Source organism: Streptomyces sp. URMC 127 (assembly GCF_051386535.1).
GTDB lineage: Bacteria > Actinomycetota > Actinomycetes > Streptomycetales > Streptomycetaceae > Streptomyces.
Genome location: NZ_JBPQTW010000149.1, coordinates 1 through 16,705, shown reverse-complemented (window position 1 = coordinate 16,705; position 16,705 = coordinate 1). Strand labels below are relative to the sequence as shown.

16 protein-coding genes and 2 pseudogenes are annotated in these 16,705 nt (G+C 73.1%); 8 read left to right on the top strand and 10 right to left on the bottom strand.

Annotation, left to right across the window (positions count from 1 at the left end; all coding sequences use genetic code 11):
* The first annotated feature begins 121 nt into the window (after positions 1–121).
* Entirely contained in the window at positions 122–985 is an 864-nt protein-coding gene (locus ACSNOH_RS24770) for a 3-hydroxybutyryl-CoA dehydrogenase (RefSeq protein WP_436723640.1), read from the top strand.
* 187 nt (positions 986–1,172) lie between these two features.
* Here ACSNOH_RS24770 and ACSNOH_RS24765 read toward each other — a convergent pair whose 3' ends face one another.
* The gene (locus ACSNOH_RS24765; protein ID WP_436723639.1) at positions 1,173–2,330 is read right to left on the bottom strand and encodes an alkene reductase; all 1,158 of its coding nucleotides are present in this window, start codon (positions 2,328–2,330) and stop codon (positions 1,173–1,175) included.
* 80 nt (positions 2,331–2,410) lie between these two features.
* Between ACSNOH_RS24765 and ACSNOH_RS24760 the strand changes: the two genes are divergently transcribed.
* On the top strand, positions 2,411–2,776 hold the full coding sequence (locus tag ACSNOH_RS24760) for a MerR family transcriptional regulator (protein WP_436723638.1): 366 nt from the start codon (positions 2,411–2,413) through the stop codon (positions 2,774–2,776).
* A gap of 50 nt (positions 2,777–2,826) precedes the next feature.
* Here ACSNOH_RS24760 and ACSNOH_RS24755 read toward each other — a convergent pair whose 3' ends face one another.
* The gene (locus ACSNOH_RS24755; RefSeq protein WP_436723637.1) at positions 2,827–3,744 is read right to left on the bottom strand and encodes an aminoglycoside phosphotransferase family protein; all 918 of its coding nucleotides are present in this window, start codon (positions 3,742–3,744) and stop codon (positions 2,827–2,829) included.
* A gap of 34 nt (positions 3,745–3,778) precedes the next feature.
* Positions 3,779–4,207, bottom strand: coding sequence for a tautomerase family protein (locus tag ACSNOH_RS24750; protein WP_436723636.1), 429 nt, complete (start codon positions 4,205–4,207; stop codon positions 3,779–3,781).
* A 117-nt stretch (positions 4,208–4,324) separates the two neighbouring features.
* On the opposite strand from ACSNOH_RS24750, the gene ACSNOH_RS24745 reads away from it, so the two are divergent.
* On the top strand, positions 4,325–5,197 hold the full coding sequence (locus tag ACSNOH_RS24745; protein ID WP_436723635.1) for a LysR family transcriptional regulator: 873 nt from the start codon (positions 4,325–4,327) through the stop codon (positions 5,195–5,197).
* Between the two features lie 540 nt (positions 5,198–5,737).
* Here ACSNOH_RS24745 and ACSNOH_RS24740 read toward each other — a convergent pair.
* From ACSNOH_RS24740 to ACSNOH_RS24725, 4 genes are all read right to left on the bottom strand, one after another.
* Positions 5,738–6,733 (bottom strand): ROK family protein, encoded by a 996-nt coding sequence (locus ACSNOH_RS24740; RefSeq protein WP_436723634.1) that lies wholly within the window; start codon positions 6,731–6,733, stop codon positions 5,738–5,740.
* A gap of 10 nt (positions 6,734–6,743) precedes the next feature.
* Positions 6,744–7,802, bottom strand: coding sequence for an ROK family protein (locus tag ACSNOH_RS24735; RefSeq protein ID WP_436723633.1), 1,059 nt, complete (start codon positions 7,800–7,802; stop codon positions 6,744–6,746).
* Positions 7,803–7,888: 86 nt separating this feature from the next.
* Entirely contained in the window at positions 7,889–8,620 is a 732-nt protein-coding gene (locus ACSNOH_RS24730; protein WP_436723632.1) for a hypothetical protein, read from the bottom strand.
* The gene (locus ACSNOH_RS24725) at positions 8,604–9,158 is read right to left on the bottom strand and encodes an RNA polymerase sigma factor (RefSeq protein ID WP_436723631.1); all 555 of its coding nucleotides are present in this window, start codon (positions 9,156–9,158) and stop codon (positions 8,604–8,606) included. The genes ACSNOH_RS24730 and ACSNOH_RS24725 overlap by 17 nt, the downstream gene beginning before the upstream one ends.
* Positions 9,159–9,338: 180 nt before the next feature.
* Between ACSNOH_RS24725 and ACSNOH_RS24720 the strand changes: the two genes are divergently transcribed.
* Positions 9,339–9,551, top strand: coding sequence for a hypothetical protein (locus tag ACSNOH_RS24720; protein ID WP_436723630.1), 213 nt, complete (start codon positions 9,339–9,341; stop codon positions 9,549–9,551).
* Between the two features lie 72 nt (positions 9,552–9,623).
* On the opposite strand, the gene ACSNOH_RS24715 is transcribed toward ACSNOH_RS24720, so the two are convergent.
* On the bottom strand, positions 9,624–10,256 hold the full coding sequence (locus tag ACSNOH_RS24715) for a TetR/AcrR family transcriptional regulator (protein WP_436723629.1): 633 nt from the start codon (positions 10,254–10,256) through the stop codon (positions 9,624–9,626).
* 75 nt (positions 10,257–10,331) lie between these two features.
* On the opposite strand from ACSNOH_RS24715, the gene ACSNOH_RS24710 reads away from it, so the two are divergent.
* Positions 10,332–11,156 carry a class I SAM-dependent methyltransferase gene (locus ACSNOH_RS24710; RefSeq protein WP_436723628.1) on the top strand — a complete coding sequence of 275 codons (825 nt, stop codon included), beginning with the start codon at positions 10,332–10,334 and terminating at the stop codon, positions 11,154–11,156.
* A gap of 27 nt (positions 11,157–11,183) precedes the next feature.
* On the opposite strand, the gene ACSNOH_RS24705 is transcribed toward ACSNOH_RS24710, so the two are convergent.
* Complete coding sequence (locus tag ACSNOH_RS24705; RefSeq protein WP_436723627.1) at positions 11,184–11,534, bottom strand: DoxX family protein; 351 nt, start codon at positions 11,532–11,534, stop codon at positions 11,184–11,186.
* 81 nt (positions 11,535–11,615) lie between these two features.
* Between ACSNOH_RS24705 and ACSNOH_RS24700 the strand changes: the two are divergent.
* A pseudogene (locus ACSNOH_RS24700) lies at positions 11,616–11,897 on the top strand (LysR family transcriptional regulator); the annotation flags it as partial.
* Between the two features lie 324 nt (positions 11,898–12,221).
* Here ACSNOH_RS24700 and ACSNOH_RS24695 read toward each other — a convergent pair.
* Positions 12,222–13,493 (bottom strand): annotated as a pseudogene (locus ACSNOH_RS24695) (carboxylesterase/lipase family protein); the annotation flags it as partial.
* A gap of 544 nt (positions 13,494–14,037) precedes the next feature.
* On the opposite strand from ACSNOH_RS24695, the gene ACSNOH_RS24690 reads away from it, so the two are divergent.
* A complete protein-coding gene (locus ACSNOH_RS24690; RefSeq protein ID WP_436723626.1) occupies positions 14,038–15,255 on the top strand; it encodes a phosphatidylserine decarboxylase in 1,218 nt (405 codons plus the stop codon).
* Between the two features lie 3 nt (positions 15,256–15,258).
* A complete protein-coding gene (locus ACSNOH_RS24685; RefSeq protein ID WP_436723625.1) occupies positions 15,259–16,641 on the top strand; it encodes a S10 family serine carboxypeptidase-like protein in 1,383 nt (460 codons plus the stop codon).
* Positions 16,642–16,705: the final 64 nt, after the last annotated feature.

Genomic DNA, 16,705 nt, shown 5'->3' with positions numbered 1-16,705 from the left:
CCCCGCAGACGGAGACCCGCATGCCCCACACCGAACCCACCGCTCGCGCCGGGCACCTGCCCGTGCCCCTCACCGCCGGCGCCTGCCGGTGCTCCCTCCTCCGCCGGACGGAGGTGCGGCCGTGACCTCCTCCATCCGCCGGGTCGGCGTGGTCGGCGGAGGCCGGATGGGCGCCGGCATCGCCGAGGTCTGCGCCCGCGCCGGCCTCGACACCGTCGTCTGCGAAGCCGACGCCACCGCCGCCCGCGCCGCACGCGACCGCGTCACGGCCTCCCTGGAACGCGCCGTCGGCAAGGGCAAGCTGGACCGTACGGCCGCCGAGCAGGCCCTGTCCCGCCTCACCTTCACCGGCAGCCTCGACGACCTCGCCGACCGCCGGCTCGTCATCGAGGCCGTCGTCGAGAACGCGGACGTGAAGACCGAGGTCTTCGCCGCCCTCGACAAGACCGTCGAGGACCCGGAGGCGATCCTCGCCACCAACACCTCCTCCCTCCCCGTCATGCGGCTCGGCATGGCGACCCGGCGCGCCGACCGCGTGGTGGGCCTGCACTTCTTCAACCCCGTGCCCGTCATGCCGCTGGTGGAAGTGGTCGCCTCCCTGCACACCGCGCCCGCGGTCGTCACCGCCGCCGAGGCCTTCGCCGCCGGCCTGGGCAAGTCCGTCGTCCGCTCCCGGGACCGGGCCGGGTTCGTCGTCAACGCGCTGCTCGTCCCCTACCTCCTCGCGGCCGTACGCATGGCCGAGTCCGGGTTCGCCACCGCCGCGGACGTGGACGCCGGCATGGAGCTGGGCTGCGCCCACCCGATGGGCCCGCTCAAGCTCGCCGACCTCATCGGGCTGGACACCGTCGCCTCCATCGCGGAATCCCTCTACGAGGAGTTCAAGGAGCCCCTCTACGCGCCGCCCCCGCTGCTGCAGCGGATGGTTCAGGCGGGCCTCCTCGGCCGCAAGACGGGCCAGGGCTTCCACACCTACGCGGGCTGAACGAGGCCGCCGGGATGGCAGACCCGGGTGGCGGCGTCCTCCGTGGTCAGGCCGTGGCCGGTGAGGAAGTCACGGACCTCGCCGGGGGACGGCCGCGGCTGCGGCGTCGCCGGACAGGCGGAGTGGCGACGAGGCTGCGGACGGACGCGCCCGCGTACGGGAAGTTCAGCGAGGCGCACCGCCGCGTTCACGTGGTTGAGCATCCGGCCGTGAGGGACAGGGCGCGGTGGTCCGCGGGCGCGGCGGGGGCGGTCAGGGCGGGGTAGTCGGTGTAGCCGGTCGCGCCGCCCACGTACATCGAGTACTGCTCGCGCAGCGGGTTCAGCGGGGCACGGGCACGCAGGCGCCCGACCAGGTCGGGGTTGGCGATGAAGGCGCGCCCCAGCGAGACGAGGTCGGCCCCCGAGGCCAGCAGGCGCTCACCGGCGCCGCGCCCTCCGTCGGCGGGCAGCGTCCGGAACCGGCGCAGGTCGGGGTTGGCCATCAGCACGCCGGACCAGCCGGCGCGGATCCGCCGGTACAGGGGGTCGCCGGGGTCGGCGAACTCCACGTGCAGGTAGGCCAGACCGAGATCCCCGACGGCGTCCAGCAGCGCCGGGTAGATGCGGTCGGTGTCGCCCTCGTCTATGCCGTTGACGGTGTTCGCCGGGGAGATCCGCAGCCCGACCCGCTCGGCGCCGATCGCCTCGGCCACGGCGCGAGTCGTCTCGGCCGCGAACCGGATGCGGTTGGCCACGGAGCCGCCGTAGGCGTCCGTGCGCCGGTTGGTGTTCCGCGCGATGAACTGGTGGAGGAGAAGGCCGTTCGCGGCGTGCACCTCCACTCCGGCGAAGCCCGCCGCGACGGCATTGCGGGCGGCCTGCGCGAAGTCGGCGATGGTCGAGCGGATGTCGCCGGCGGTCATCTCGCGGGGGACGACGGAGGGGCGGCGCCCGGCGGGCGTGTGGATGGTGTCCGGAAGCGCGACGGGCGAGGGCGCGACCGGCGTCAGGCCGCTGTTGTCCGGGTGGCCGACCCGCCCGCCGTGCTGCAGCTGCAGGAACATCCGCCCACCCGCGGCGTGCACCGCGTCCGTGACCTGCCGCCACCCGGCCACGTGCGCCGGGCGGTGAATGGCGGGGATGTCCGGGAACGTCTGCCCGACGGCGTTCGGGGTGGTCGCCTCGGCGATGATCAGGCCGGCGGAGGCGCGCTGCGCGTAGTACGTCGCCATGAGCGGCCCCGGCACGCCGTCGGAGCCGGCCCGGTTCCTCGTCAAGGGCGCCATGACCAGGCGGTTGGGCAGGTGCAGCGGGCCGAGCTCGAAGGGCTCGAAGAGGCTGGTGGTCGCGGGTGCGTTCGTCATGCCCGTACGGTAGAAGTTGTCACCAGTGTCAGGTTCAAGTCCCGCCGGGCGGTCGCCCCGCGGGCGAGAGAGGGGGCGGCATGCGGATCGGTGAACTGGCCCGGCGGACCGGGGTGAGCGAGCGCTCGCTGCGCTACTACGAGAAGCAGGGTCTGCTGACCGCCGAGCGGACCCCCGGCGGGCACCGCGAGTACGGCGAGTGGGCGGTCGACCGGGTGATCCGGATCCAGGTGCTCTTCGCCGCGGGGCTCAACAGCACGAAGATCGGCCAGTTGCTGCCGTGCATGCGCGACCCGGACGGCGGCCCGTCGGAACGCGCGACCGGGCGCCTCGTCGCCGAACTGGCCGGGGAGCGGCAGCGCATCGACCGGATGATCGCCGACCTGGTCCGCACCCGTGACATCCTCGACGAGGTGATCGGCACGGCGTCGGCCGTCCAGGCGTGATCCCGGCCGGCGGCCGGCGCGCGCCGGGGGCCGCAACCACCGCAGGCGCATCAGCGCTCGCCCAGCACTGCTCGGATCACGTGGCGGGCGTTGCGTGCCATCGCCGGGTTCGCCGTACGGTAGTGCGGCAGTGCGATCAGGGCCTGGGAGAGGGTACGGGCGCGGCCGCGGATCCACGTCGCGTCGTCCACGCCGAGCGCTTCGCGGAAGACCTCCCGCGCGCCGGGCGGCAGCAGGTTCCACGCGGGGAAGAGGTCGCAGGCCGGATCGCCCGCCCCCGCGCACCCGAAGTCGATCACCGCCGTCAGCCTGCCGCCGGCCACCAGCAGGTTGCCGGGCATCAGGTCGGCGTGCAGCCAGACCGGCGGCCCGTCCCAGGCCGGGGCGCGGAGCCCGGTCTCCCAGACGGCGGTTGCGGCATCGCAGTCGACGCCCTCCTCGGGGAGCCCGCGCAGCCGCTCGATCGCCGCCCGGGTCTCCTCGTCGAGCGACGCGAGCGGCCCGCCGCGGTGGGCCCGCGGCGCCCCGGGCAGGGTGATGCTCCGCATCGCCGCGACGAACCCGGCCAGGTCCCGGGCCAGGAGCACGGGCTCCTCAAGCGCCCCCGCTTCCGGATGCCGGCCGGGCAGCCACCGGTACACCGACCAGGGCCACGGATAGCCCTCGGCGGGCTTCCCGGCCCCGAGGACGCCGGGAACGGCCGTGGGCAGCCAGGGTGCAAGAAGGGGCAGCCATTCCTGCTCCCTCGGCACGTCCGCGGCCCCGCCCTGCCGCCGCGGCAGCCGTACGGCCATGTCGTCGCCCAGCCGGAACACGGCGTTGACCGTGCCCCCGGACGGAAACCGCTCGACGGTCCGCCCCGCCCACTGCGGGAACTGCCCGGCGACCAGCCGCCGTACGAGGTCGTCGCCGACCGGGGGCGGGCCGGGGTGCGTCTGCTCTGTGCTGCTCGTGTGCCCTGTGCTCATGGCCCGCCATCAGATCGCCGGGCGGCGGTGGCCGTCAACGGCTTTTGCCGCCTGCACGGCAGCCCGCCGCCGTGGTCCCGGCGCCCCGGTAGTAGGCGAACTGGGTCACACCGTCGTAGCCGTAGCTCTCCGGGTGCAGCTCGTGCAGGGCGACGCCGGACCGGGAGAGCGGGCCGAGGAGGCCGGTGAGCAGTTCGCCGGCCCGGGCGATGAACTCGGCCTTCTCCGCGGCGCTGTTCGTGCCCGCGGTGAGGCTCGCCTCCACGTGCGCGTCCCGCTCCCCGGCCAGGGGCCTGCCGGCGACGAAGTAACTGCCGGCCGGCGCGGGGTTGATGTGGACGATGGTGCGCGCACGGTCCTTGCGCAGGACCGACACCGCCAGCTCGGTCAGCCCTTCGGCGAGGGCGCGCTGAACGTCGGCCGGAAGGCCCGGGCCGGGGACGGTGACGCGGAAGTACGGCATGGCTCTCCTCCATTGGCGGCCGGCCGCCGGCGGATCCGGCAGCGGCATGCAGCAAGCCTCACCGACCTGGCACGATTGATCCAACGCATGGAAGTCATACGCATATGAGGCCGGTGCATGCCCGTCAACCTTCCCCAGCTGAGGGCCTTCCTGGCCGTCGTCGACACCGGCGGCTTCAGCGCGGCCGCCGCCGAACTGGGCATGAGCCAGTCCGCGGTCTCGCACGCCGTCGCCTCCCTGGAGCGCGAACTGGCCGCTCCGCTGCTGGTCCGCGCCACCCCGGCCAGGACCACGGCCCTCGGGGAACGGATCCTGCCGCACGCCCGTACGGCGCTCTCGGCGGTCCGGTCCGTGGAGCGGATCGCGGCCGAGGCCACCGGCGAGCCGGCCGGCATCGTGCGGCTGGCGGCCACGCCGACGGTGTGCCAGGGCCTCGTCCCCGGGCTGCTGCGGCACTGGCGCGCGGAGCAGCCGCGGATCACGGTGCGGGTCTTCGAGGGCGACAGCGCCGAAGTGTCGGCCTGGCTGGAGGGCGGGACGGCCGACGCGGCCGTCCTCGTCGACCCGCCGCCCGGCCCCGGCACCCTGCTGGTCACGGACCACTACCAGGCCCTCCTGCAGCGGGACCACCCGCTGGCCGGGGAGGCGTCCGTCGACGTCCGCGACCTGGAGGACGACCCGTTCCTGATCTCTCCCAACGGGTGCGAAGCCCGCATCCGCACGATCCACGGCCTGGCCGGGCTCCGCTTCACGCCCGCCCACCGCGTCCGCGACCTGGCGACGCTGATCAGCATGGTGCAGGCCGGGATCGGCGTGACGATCCTCTCCGAGGTCTCCCGCTCGCTGATCCCGCCCGACCTCGTCCTGCTGCCGCTGGAGCCCCGCACCTCGCGCCGCCTCGTCCTGACCGGACCGCGGAACCGCCCCTGGCACCCGGCGGTCCACGCCCTGGCGGAGTCGGCGGCCGGCCACTTGGCCCGTACGGTCTGAGTGTTCGTACAGCCTGAGCGTTCGTACGGCTTGAGCGTTCGTACGGGCTGAGCATGCGTACGGCCTGAGGCCGGCCGTTCGCCGCGGAACGCCGGCCCCGGGCGTCAGAGCCGGCCGCGCCGCGCCGCCTGCACCCCCGCCTGGAATCGCGTGGTGACCCAGCCCGGCCAAGAGGGCGGAGACGCGCCGCACCACGGTGCGGCGGCCCGGGCCCAGGCGGCGGGCGATCGCGTCGTCCGTGACGCCGCTTGCCATGAGCGTGAGGATCCGGCGGTCCCGGGCGTCGATCTGCGTGCCGATGCCCCCCGCCGCCGACACCGGAACGGCGAGCCTCCACAGCGACTCGAACACGTTGGACAGCGCCCGGAACACGCTGGACGGGCGAAGCGGCCTTCGCGTCCGCCGCCTGACCACCCGCCACGGCGGAACGGGGTGCAAAGCAGCGCACCTCTGGCGGGCGGTCCCCCCGGCTCCACCCACGCCGGCGCCGACCGAGCGGGCCGTCCGCGCGGCCGCCGGGCCGGTGAGCCCCGCCGGCTCCTAGGCTCCTGGTCGCGGCGCGGGGGCGGTCTCCTCTCCGTGGTCGAGGGCCATGAGGGCGGCGCCGATCCACCCGGCCTCCGGGCCGAGGAGGGCGGGCCGGATGTCCGGCAGGTCGCGGTGGGCGGCGGCGGTGACGTAGCGCCGGAAGCTCGCGCGGACAGGGTCCAGCAGAAGATCGCCCGCTTCGGCGACGCCGCCACCGACGACCACCAGCTCGACGTCGAAGAGGTTGACGAGCGTCGCGACGCCGATGCCGAGCCAGTGGCCGAGGCGTTCGAGCTGGGCTCGTGCGGCGGGGTCGCCGGCGCGCGCGGCCGCGGTGACCGCTTCCCCGGTCACCCGGCCGGCGCCGTCGGCGAGCGCGGCCAGGGCCCCGCCGGGGGCGGCCGCGGCCGCCGCGCTGCCGTAGCGGCCGAGGGCCCGCCCGGAGGCCAGTGGTTCGAGGCAGCCGACGGTGCCGCAGCCGCAGCGGTCGGTGCCGTGCGGGTCGACGATCATGTGCCCGATCTCCGTGGCGATCCCGGTGCGGCCGCGGAAGAGCCGGTCGGCCAGGACGAGGCCCCCGCCGACGCCGGTGCCGACGGTGACGAACGCCATGTGGGAGGCGCTGATCCCCGTGCGGTACTCCGCCCAGCAGGCGGCGTTGGCGTCGTTGTCGACGACGGCCGGCAGGCCGGTGGAGTCCTGCAGCAGGCCGCGCAGCGGCATGTCGTGGCACGCGGCGTTGGGGGCGCTCAGGATGCGGCCCTCGGGCCAGCGGACGAGGCCCGCCGCTCCCGCGCCGACGGCGGCGATCCCCGGGTTGCGGGAGCGCAGCGTGTCGACCAGGGCGGAGACGGCCTTGAGGACGGCCGTCTCGTCGGGCGGGCTGGGCACGGGCGGGACGCGGTCGACGACGCGGCCCCGCGCGTCGGCCACTCCCGCCGAGATCTTCGTTCCTCCGATGTCGAGGCCGATGGAGAGCCGGCCGTCGTCGTGGGGTCGTGGGAGCATGGGGGAACTCCTACCGGGTTCGGAGCCGGACGCCGAGACAGCTCTGCAGGGCGATCAGCGCGGCGCCGTGCGCACCGCGGAAGGCGTCCAGCGGTCGGGTGACGATCTGACAGTCCCTGCTGAGGTGGAAGGCGTACGCGGGGAACTTCCGCATCGCGCGCAGGAAGGAGTTCGCGGCCCGGCGCCCGGGCCCGTCGCGGAGGAGGTCCTCCGCCGCGTAGACCACCACGTGGCTCGGCCCGAAGAGGGTGAGGAGCGCGGCGATGCCGCGGGACAGCGAGGTCCCGGCCTTGCGGAAGGCCGCCACCGCCTCGCCCGCCTGCGCGTCGTTGCCGTCGGCGAGCGCGATCGCGGCTTCGAGTCCGTCGAGCTCCCGGCCGGTGCGTTCCTTGACCACGGCGGTCAGGGCGCGGTTGCCGACCTGGCTCTCGATGCACCCGCGCATCCCGCAGTCGCAGATGCGGCCCCTCGGCCACACCTGCAGGTGCCCGAACTCGACGGGGGCGGACAGGCGCTCGCCCCGGACGACCATTCCCGCCCCCACGCCGTCGCGGACCAGGACGACCCCGAACGTCGCGGCGGCCCGGCCCACGCCGAGGCTCTGCTCGTAGGCCGCAAAGGCGTGCGCGTCGTTCTCCACACACGTGGCGCAGCCCAGCATGGAGGCGAGTTCCGCACCGAGGGGAACGTTCTCCCACTCGTACGGCGGAGGTTTTTCGTGCCGGTGGTCGTCGGGGCCGTTGACCAGGTGGAGCACCCGTCCCGTGTCCGGGTCGACGGGCCCGCCCACCTGGACCCCGACGCACACCCTGCTCCTGGGGAAGGCGCACCCCAGCCTGTCGTCGACGAGGCTCTCCGCGAGCTCGGCGACGTGCTTGACCACCTCGGCCGACTCCATGACCGTGAGGTGCCGACGGGAGTGTGCCAGGACCACGCCGTCGGATCCGACGACGACTCCTGTGAGCTTGTACGGCTGGATTTCGATGCCGACGGCGTAGCGCCCGTGGTCGAGTTCGTACGAGCGTCGCAGGATCTGCCGCACTTTCACGTCGTTCACGTTCACGTTCATGTGCCACCTTGCGTCCGGTGGTGCGGTGAAGGAAACGGGAGCCGGGAAGGGAAGGGAGAGACGGGAAGGGAAAGGGGAGGACGGGGTCAGGCAAGGGATCCTGGAGAAACGGCCTCCGGATACTGCTGGACGGCGGAACGAATGGCGATGGGGGTCAGGGTGACGATCTCGTCGGCGCAGCATTCCTTGTCCGCGTCCCGGGCCGCGCGGCGCAGTTCCTCCGCCTGCCCCGTGGTCGCGCAGTCCCACAGCGCGCCGACGAGATCGATTTCGTCCGTGTCCTCGAATTCCTCGAAGGAAACCTGTTCGGTCATGAGATGACGGCTTCGGTTGGCATAGGGGAGATGGCGCACGCATTCGGTGAGGAATGCGGCCTTCAGCGCCGGGTCGGCCGTTTGCGGGTCCGGGGCCGGGTGCAGTTCCCGGTCGCGGAAGGTGCCCAGGGCGCGGGCCGTGGTCTCCGTCGCGAGCTCGTCGATCTCGTCCTGCCGGAGAGGCCCGGGCAGGCGGCCCGCGGTCGCGATCGCAAGCAGCCAGAGGTGAACGACGTGATATCCGTAAGCGGCCCAGCCGGCCCGGGACTCGAAGGCGGGCACGCCCTCCCCCCGGGTGTGGTCCGCGGCCGGTGCGGTCGCCGCGGATCCGACGAGCCGCTGCAGCCGCTCCTCCACCGCGTCCGGGGTGAGCCGGCTCTCGATGTCGGCCCGGACGGCCCGGAGGAACCGCTCGAACGCCGGGTGCACGTGCGACGTGGCGACTCTGGTGGTCTTCTGCTTGGCCCTGCGTGTCGCGAGACCGTGCTCATCCCTTGCGGACATGCGAACCTCCTTCTTCTTCCTCGCGGTTGTCCAGGTGGTTGTCCAGTGAGCTCCGCAGCGTGCTGATCGCGTGGCGCAGGTTGCTGCGGACGGTGCTCGCCTTCACGCCGAGCAGTGCGGCGATCTCCTGTGCGGAATAGCTGTCCAGGTGCAGGGCCAGCACCTGCCCCTGCCGAGGGGGCAGGCCGCGGAGGATCTCCAGCACCCTTTCGTGTTCGCCCGGTTCGGGCCGCGCCGCCGCGGGCGGGCCCGTCAGATGTGCCGTGCGGGATTCCAGGGCCAGCCGCTTGCGGTTGCGTGCGGCCTTCTTGCAGTACTTGTGCCACGCGACCGTCCGTACCCAGCCCGCCGGGCTCTTGCAGTCCGGCCACGCGTGCAGGAGCTCCTGCATGGCGTCCTGCGTCGCGTCCTCGGCTTCCTCGTACGTTGCCCCCGCTCTCATGAGGCTGTGCACGACGCGCGGATATTCCGCCCTGAAGAAAGCGGCGAAGCCCGGCGGTTCGGCGGCTATGGCTTCGTGATCTCCTCGGCGGCTCACGCAGCCACCTCCTCCGGATCGGTCACACCCTTATAGGGCCGCGAGGCGCCGTGAGCGTGCAACCCCCCGGGGAATCCGGCGTCTTTCTTCCGTGCGGCGGTCTGTGCCTCCGGCGCTTGCACGTGGAGGGGTGTGCTCAGCCCCTTTCCGTACAGCAGCCCCGAGGAATGCGAGGTCCCCATGAGGCGCAATGCCGGCACACGGCACTCCGATGCGACCGGCTCCACCGGGCCGCGCCGCCGGCCCGGCTCCACCGATGTGGTGGCTGTCGTGAACGGCGTGACGGCGAGCGTCGGAAGCACGTACGTGATGACGTCATCGGTCCCGCTCGCCGTGCTGGCCGGAATACTGGCGGCGGTCGTGGTGGCCCTGCACCTGCGGGCCCGCTCGTAACGACCCGTCGAGGTCAAGCGGTGATGTCACTGCTTGACCTCACTGCTCGTCACCGCGCCGGTGACGGAGCGCTCACGCGCTCCCGAGCGCTTCTCCCGGGCCGGCGGACGGGCCGTCCCGGAGGGCGCCGGCGACGACCGAGGCGACGACCTTGCGTACGGCTTCGGCTCCCGGCGGGGTGTGCGTGCGGTCGGCGAACAGCAGGTGCCCGGCCCCGATCAGGGTGGGTGCGAGCGTGTCGACGTCCGCATCGGCGGCGATGCGGCCCAGCTCGCGCTCGGCGGTCAGGTACGAGGCGAGCATGGCCGTGGCTTCGGTGAGGACCGGGACGCCGCCGCCCGGCGCGGTCCGGCGCAGCCGTGCGCGCAGGTCGTCCCGGAAGGTGACGAGCGCGACGATCGCCACGGCGACCGAACCGAAGAGGTCCGTGAGCGCGGCGGCGAGGTTGCCGGTGACCGAGCCGGTTCCCGCGGCGCCGCGCAGGGCGGCCGCCTGGCTCTCGACGCGGGCGATGCGGTCCTGGACGAGCCCGGCGAGGAAGGCGTCGAAGTCGGCGAAGTGCCGGTGCAGTACGCCCTTGGCGCAGCCCGCTTCCGCCGTGACCGCGCGGCTGGTCAGCGCGCTCGGGCCGTCCCTGAGGAGGATGCGCTCGGCGGCGTCGAACAGCTGCTCGCGCGCATCGCGCAGAGCCACTCCCGTTGGCATGGCGCACATCCTTCCCGTCTCTCACCGGACCCTATCCCGTTGACGAGTGGGCGTGCGCCCACTCATAGTGGGCACATGCCCACTCCATTGTCAGGGCGATCGTGCCCTTCCGAGCAAGAGCCCCACCGGCACCGCGAGATGGCCGAGTCCTTCGGCGAGGACGCCGAACGCTACGACCGGGCCCGCCCCCGCTACCCCGCCGCCCTCGTGGAACGGATCGCCTCCGAAGCCGATGCCGTCCTCGACGCCGGCTGCGGCACCGGGATCGCCGCCCGGCAACTACAGGCGGCGGGCTGCCGGGTGCTGGGAGTCGAGCCCGACGCGCGCATGGCCGAGCGGGCGCGGCGCTCCGGCGTGGAGGTCGACGTGGCGGCCTTCGAAGCCTGGGACCCGGCCGGGCGCGTCTTCGACGCGGTCGTCGCCGCCCAGGCCTGGCACTGGATCGACCCGGCCGCGGGCGCTGCCAAGGCCGCGCAGGCGCTGCGCCCCGGCGGCCGGCTGGCAGCGTTCTGGAACGTGCCGCGGCTTCCGGCCGAGCTGACCGAAGCGTTCGCCGAGGTCTACCGGCGGGTCGCGCCCGACGCGCCGTTCACCTTCCCGGCGACGACGGAGCAGGCGCTGGAGGGGCACCGGCGGATCATCGGCACGGCGGCCGACGCCATCCGGGAAACGGGCCGGTTCGGCGAGCCGGAGGAGTGGTGCTTCGACTGGGAGTGGACCTACACCCGCGACGCGTGGCTGGACCAGATGCTCACGCACGGCGCCCTCACCCGGCTTCCGCCGGACAAGTCGGCGGAGGTCCTGGAGCATGTCGGGACCGCCGTCGATGCCATGGGCGGCAGCTTCGCCGTGCCCTACGCGACCGTGACGATCACCGCGGTGCGGACCGGTGCCGCGTGAGACGGCCCGTGCCGCGGCCCCCGCCCCCTACCGCACCACGGAGAGCACGAGGGACGCGACGGCCAGCCCCAAGTAGGCGCCGGGAAAGGCCAGGTTGTACAGGACCCGGGCACGGACGTGCGCCGCGACGGCAGCGACGTAGAAGAGGACCAGCCCGGTCGCGGCGGCCGTGCCGAGGAAGGGGACGCCGAGCAGCCCGAGCAGCAGGCCGGCGGCCCCGGCCGCCTTAGGCGCGGCGAGCCACGGGATCCAGGACCGCGGGACGCCCACCTCGGCCGAGTTGGCGAGGACGAGCGGGGACTTGAGCACGTCCAGGACGGCCATCCCGGCGTTGGCCGCGATCGTGACGGCAGCGACGATCACATAGGCAGCAAACACGTGACTCCCTTTCACCTGACTGCTCCCAGCCTCGCCAGGACCTCACGCCCCGTCCAATACCCGCGTCTATAACCTGACGGCATGGACGTCGACACCCGGCTGCTGCGCTCCTTCGCCGCCGTCGCGGAGGAGGGCAGCCTGACCCGGGCCGCGGAGCGGCTGTTCGTGTCCCAGCCGGCCCTGACGAAGCAGATCCAGCAGCTGGAGGACCGGCTCGGCGTACGGCTGTTCACGCGCTCCCGGGCCGGCATGGCCCTCACCGGGCCGGGCAGGGCGCTCGCCGAGCGCGTGCCCGCCCTGCTGGCCGAGTGGGACCGGGTGCTGCGGGAGACGCAGGGCGCGGCGGCCAGGGCGGCCCGCGTTACCTACCGGCCGGTCACCGGCGTCAGCCCCAGCCGGGTGGGCGTCGCCTGGCCGCTCGCCGGGGACGCCGACCCCGCCGTCCGGGACTTCGTCCCCTGCTGCCTGAACAGCCGGAACGCGGAGGCGTCGAGAGCGCCTAGACGAGGTCGAAGGGCTCCGGGTCGTGCCCTTCCCAGATGCGGCGGGAGGTCTCCTCGGGGTAGGGAACGGTCGCCGGCTCGGCGTCCAGGACCGGGTGAGCCGCCGGCCGGGGCGGTGGGCGGCCCAGCCGGGGTCGCCGGTCACGGCGAAGCGGACCCAGGCCTCCCGGAGTTCCCGCGAGACCGCGACGGCGCCGGCGGCCGGTCGGTCGCCGAGGAGCCCCCTGCCCGCCGGGCTGTCCAGGGTGCCGAACGCCAGGGGCACGTCGAGGCTGTGGCAGGCGCCCAGGACGCCGCCCATGGCAGGGGAGCCCAGCCGCAGCTCGAAGAGGTACGAGGTGCCTCCGGCCGCGGCGTTCGCCTCGGCCGGCTTCTGCGACGGCATGCGGAAGAGCGCGTCGGAGTACACCGTTTCCAGCAGCTCCTCCGCGCCGGCCTCCGGGAGGGCGGACCGGTAGGCGGCCGCGCCGTCCGGTGCCGGCGCGAACAGCTCCAGCGCGGTCCGGGCGTCCTCGCCGGTGAACGTGCCCAGCCGTCCGGTCATGACGCTGAACAGCCGGAACTCGTCGCGCGTATGGCCCACGAGGAGTTCGGTGCCGCTCGCGCGGCCGGCGGCCAGGGTGGCCCAGGGCGTCTCGGCGAGGACCTCGCCGTCGACGACGGGACACACGGCGATGCCGGCCTGGGCCGGCCGCCCCCAGGACGCGTGGCTGCCGGTCAGGCCGGCGCTGAGGGCGGTGAGCTCTCCGGCCGGCCGCTGCGGCTCGACGCCGGACAGGGCCGCCGCCGTGGGAACCGTGCCGAGCCGCTCCGCGAGCGCGGCGGCCGTTGCTTCCGCCAGAGCGGGGGTGCAGTGCCACCCGGGCACGGAGTGGGCGACGGCGCGCCGGAACAGCCCGCGCACCGGCTTCATCGTCAGCAGGGCGGCGATCGAGCCCGCTCCCGCGGACTGCCCGGCCACGGTGACCCGGCCGGGGTCCCCGCCGAACGCGGCGATGTTCCGCTGCACCCACTCCAGCGCCGCGATCTGGTCGAGGAACCCGCGGTTGGCCGGTGCGCCGCCGAGGAGGGCGAAGCCCTCGGCGCCCACCCGGTAGTTGATGCTCACCACGACGAGCCCCGCCCCGGCCAGGGCGGCCGGGTCGTACATCGCGTCGCGGGAGTCCGCCGCCACGTAGGCGCCGCCGGGAATCCACACCAGCACCGGCAGCCCCGCCGCCCCCGGATCGGGAGTGCAGACGTTCAGCGTCAGCCAGTCGGTGGCTGCCGGTGCGCTGCCGGCGGGCGGAACGGGGAGGGGGACGGACCGCGGCGGCGGAGGGCCGAACTCCGCCGCCTGCCGCACCCCGTCCCAGGAGCGGAGCGGGACAGGCGCGGCGAACCGCAGGGCACCCACCGGCGGCTGGGCGTACGGGACGCCGCGGAAGACGGCGTGGCCCTGCCGCCAACGGCCCACGACTAGGCCCTCCACGGTGCGCACGCACGGCTGTAAGCGGGCCTCTCCCACGGGGCCGTGCAGCACTACTTCGCCTCCCGCGAGGCGATGCTCACCTTCGCGATGGACTTCGCGGCCGAGCAGACCGCACTGCGCGTCGGCCGGGGCGTGGCGGAGCTCGGCGACCGCCCGCACCCCCGCGCGCCCTCGTCGAGCAGCTGGTCCGCCAGGCGATCGCCGACGGGTACGTCGACCTCGGGCGCGACCCGGCGACGGAGACCGACCTGCTCCTCGCCCTCACCGGCTTCACCCCCCTCATCGAACTGGACGTGATCCGGCCCGAGGACGCCCTCGCCGCCATCGACCGCTACCTGGACAGGCTGTTCGCGAAGGCGTGACTCCTGCCGTACTCCTGGCGTCGCCCCGGTGGCCGGTTCGCGCGCTCGTGCGCCGGGCCGGAGAGCCGACACATTGGGGGCTGCGTACAGGGCGGGGCCGTCCGGCGGCTGACCGCTGCCTTGCCCTGCCCCGGCGCCCGTTCGCGGAGGCGGAAGGAGACCGGCAAGTGCCCCAGGACCAGGAAGACTTCTCGACCAGCATCGACGGCTTCATCGAAAAGATCCGCATCTGGTACGCCGACAAGAAGGAGTTCAGGGACCAGTACGACGCGGCGGTCAACGGCGCGAAGCCGTGCCCGCTCAAGCCGGGCGACCCCGCGTACTGCGACTGGCAGAAGAAGCCCATCGACTTCCTGTGTCAGTTCTTCTTCGACTGGTACAAGTGGCAGGAGGAGAGCTCGGGGGTCGAGAACGGGCTGACCTTCATCGAGAAGTTCAGCTGGATCAACTACGAGAACCCCGCCGGCATGGACTTCGTGGCCGGTCCCGGCCCCGGGCGCGATCTCATCGCCGACTTCACGCACCTGCAAGGCCTGCAGATGGACTCGCCGGAGTCGAAGGAAGCCGTCAAGCGGTGGGTCAAGCAGCTCGGGCCCAAGCGCATGGACGACTACAAGACCGAGGACTGGGAGAACTTCAACAAGTTCTTCATCCGGGAGCTCAAGGAGGGCAGGCGGCCGGTCGACGCCAAGGACGACCCGACCGTGGTCGTCGCCCCGGCCGACTGCGTCATCAACATGATCGTGGACGAGCTGACCGCGCTCACGCGGATCCCGGTGAAGACCGCGACCATGAACGTCGGCCAGCTGCTCGACGGCTCGCAGTACGCGGGCCGTTTCCTCGGCGGCTCGGCGGTGTCGTGCATCCTGATGCCCGACAGCTACCACTGGTACCACACCCCGGTGGCGGGCGAGGTGGTGGAGGCGCGCGACGACATCGGCGGCGCGTACTACGGCATCCGCAACTTCCCCCAGCTGCTCGACAACGGAAACGTCGGCTACGGCTACGACTACAAGGACTTCATCGACTTCCGCCGGGGATACCTCATCATCAAGACGCTGTACGTGGACGCCGACGGAGGGCCGGACGGCGAAGGGTACGTCGCACAGATCCCCGTCGGCCTCAACTCCATCGCGTCCGTGAACTTCTTACCGAAGTTCAAGGGCGACCTCCCGGTCCCGGTGGAAAAGGGTGAGCGAGTCGGCAACTTCCAGTACGGCGGATCCCTGAACATCCTCCTCTTCGAAAAGGGCCGGTTCCCCGCGGTGCAGCTCCTTCAGGGTCAGCGCATCGGCCTCCTGGAGGACCCGGCGGCGACGCCCACGCGCTTCCCGCGCTCCCCGCACACGCAGCTGCGGACCCCGCCGCCGAACGACGGAAGGTGAGCCATGTCCGCGGACCTCGTCACCTCGGTTCCGGCGAACCTCTTCAACACCCGGTCGGTCGACGTGAGGACGCGTTCCTACGCGGGACACGTGCACATCGACAGCGCCGAGCACCCCGGGACCGAGAACCACCTGTTCTACTGGTTCTTCGAGAGCCAGACCTGCAACCCGCACGTCGCCGTCCACGACCAGCAGCAGCTGATCACCGAGACGCCGCTGCTGATCTGGCTCAACGGCGGGCCCGGCGCCTCCTCCCTGCTGGGGCTCTTCCTGGAGAACGGGCCGCTGTCCATCGGCGACGACGCCGCCGGGACGGTCTCGGTGACCTCCAGCACCTGGAACCAGGAGGCGCACGTCGTCTTCTGGGACCAGCCCGTCGGCACCGGATACAGCTACTCCGACGTCGGGGAGTACGTCCGGGACGAGCGCATCCTCGCCCGGATGTTCCGGGAGGGCCTGCAGAAGTTCTTCGGTCTCCACCCGGAGTACGCGCGGTGCCCGCTGTACGTCTGCGGCGAGAGCTACGCCGGGAAGTACGTGCCCGCGATCGCCCTGGAGATCGACGAGCACAACCGCCGCAACCCGGACGGGCGGAAGATCAACCTGCGGGGCATCTCCGTGGGCAACGGCTGGATCAAGCCGGAGCTGTCGCTCCGCGCCCTGATCGACTACGCCTACACCACCGGATTCCTCGGCATCAGCCAGAGGGAGTCCCTCTACGCCACCTACGGCAGGTATCAGGAGGCCCTTGCCAAGGGGGAGATGGCCGAGGCCATGGCGATCGGCAACCGGCTGGTGGACACGACCCTGGCCTACGGCGGGAACTTCGACCTCTACGACGTGCGGCGCTGGGACGACCTGCCCATGGGCGCGCTGCGCGCCTACCTCGGCAGCGACGCCGTGAAGGAGGCGCTGCACGTTCCCCCGGCCGTCTCCTGGGAGTGCGCCGACAACACGGGCCCGGTGGCCGAGTGGCTGGCGGACGACAACATGAAGGACTGCTCCGGGCAGTACGCCGAGCTGCTCGACCGGGGGTACAAAACCCTCCTCTACACCGGGAACTTCGACACCGCCTGCGGGTACCGCAGCACCGAGGAGATCCTGGACGGCCTCATGGAGCAGAAGGGCGAGCACGAGCACGCGGAGTGGCGCAACGCCCCACGGCTGATCTGGACGCAGGCGCAGGGCAACCCGAAGGGCTTCGTCCGCCGTCTCGGGAACCTGGTGCAGGTCAGCATCCCCGACTCCGGGCACCAGGTGCCGGCGTTCCAGCCGCAGGTCTGCCGGGAGATGCTCTACAACTGGCTCTTCGACCGGCCCTTCCCCGGCTACGACCCGCAGCAGCTGCCCAAGCAGCGCAACGGCGGCGGCGCGCGGAAGGGATGACCGCACCAGCCAGCAGGGGCTGACGGGCCCGTCCGCGGGAAGGCAGGCTCCCCGCGGACGGGCC

Excerpts from the sequence above, each read along its gene's own strand:
- ACSNOH_RS24765 (WP_436723639.1), bottom strand. The coding sequence starts at position 2,330 with ATGACGAACGCACCCGCGACCACCAGCCTCTTCGAGCCCTTCGAGCTC.
- ACSNOH_RS24760 (WP_436723638.1), top strand. The coding sequence starts at position 2,411 with ATGCGGATCGGTGAACTGGCCCGGCGGACCGGGGTGAGCGAGCGCTCG.
- ACSNOH_RS24755 (WP_436723637.1), bottom strand. The coding sequence starts at position 3,744 with ATGAGCACAGGGCACACGAGCAGCACAGAGCAGACGCACCCCGGCCCG.
- ACSNOH_RS24750 (WP_436723636.1), bottom strand. The coding sequence starts at position 4,207 with ATGCCGTACTTCCGCGTCACCGTCCCCGGCCCGGGCCTTCCGGCCGAC.
- ACSNOH_RS24745 (WP_436723635.1), top strand. The coding sequence starts at position 4,325 with ATGCCCGTCAACCTTCCCCAGCTGAGGGCCTTCCTGGCCGTCGTCGAC.
- ACSNOH_RS24740 (WP_436723634.1), bottom strand. The coding sequence starts at position 6,733 with ATGCTCCCACGACCCCACGACGACGGCCGGCTCTCCATCGGCCTCGAC.
- ACSNOH_RS24735 (WP_436723633.1), bottom strand. The coding sequence starts at position 7,802 with ATGAACGTGAACGTGAACGACGTGAAAGTGCGGCAGATCCTGCGACGC.
- ACSNOH_RS24730 (WP_436723632.1), bottom strand. The coding sequence starts at position 8,620 with ATGTCCGCAAGGGATGAGCACGGTCTCGCGACACGCAGGGCCAAGCAG.
- ACSNOH_RS24720 (WP_436723630.1), top strand. The coding sequence starts at position 9,339 with ATGAGGCGCAATGCCGGCACACGGCACTCCGATGCGACCGGCTCCACC.
- ACSNOH_RS24715 (WP_436723629.1), bottom strand. The coding sequence starts at position 10,256 with ATGCCAACGGGAGTGGCTCTGCGCGATGCGCGCGAGCAGCTGTTCGAC.
- ACSNOH_RS24710 (WP_436723628.1), top strand. The coding sequence starts at position 10,332 with ATGCCCACTCCATTGTCAGGGCGATCGTGCCCTTCCGAGCAAGAGCCC.
- ACSNOH_RS24685 (WP_436723625.1), top strand. The coding sequence starts at position 15,259 with ATGTCCGCGGACCTCGTCACCTCGGTTCCGGCGAACCTCTTCAACACC.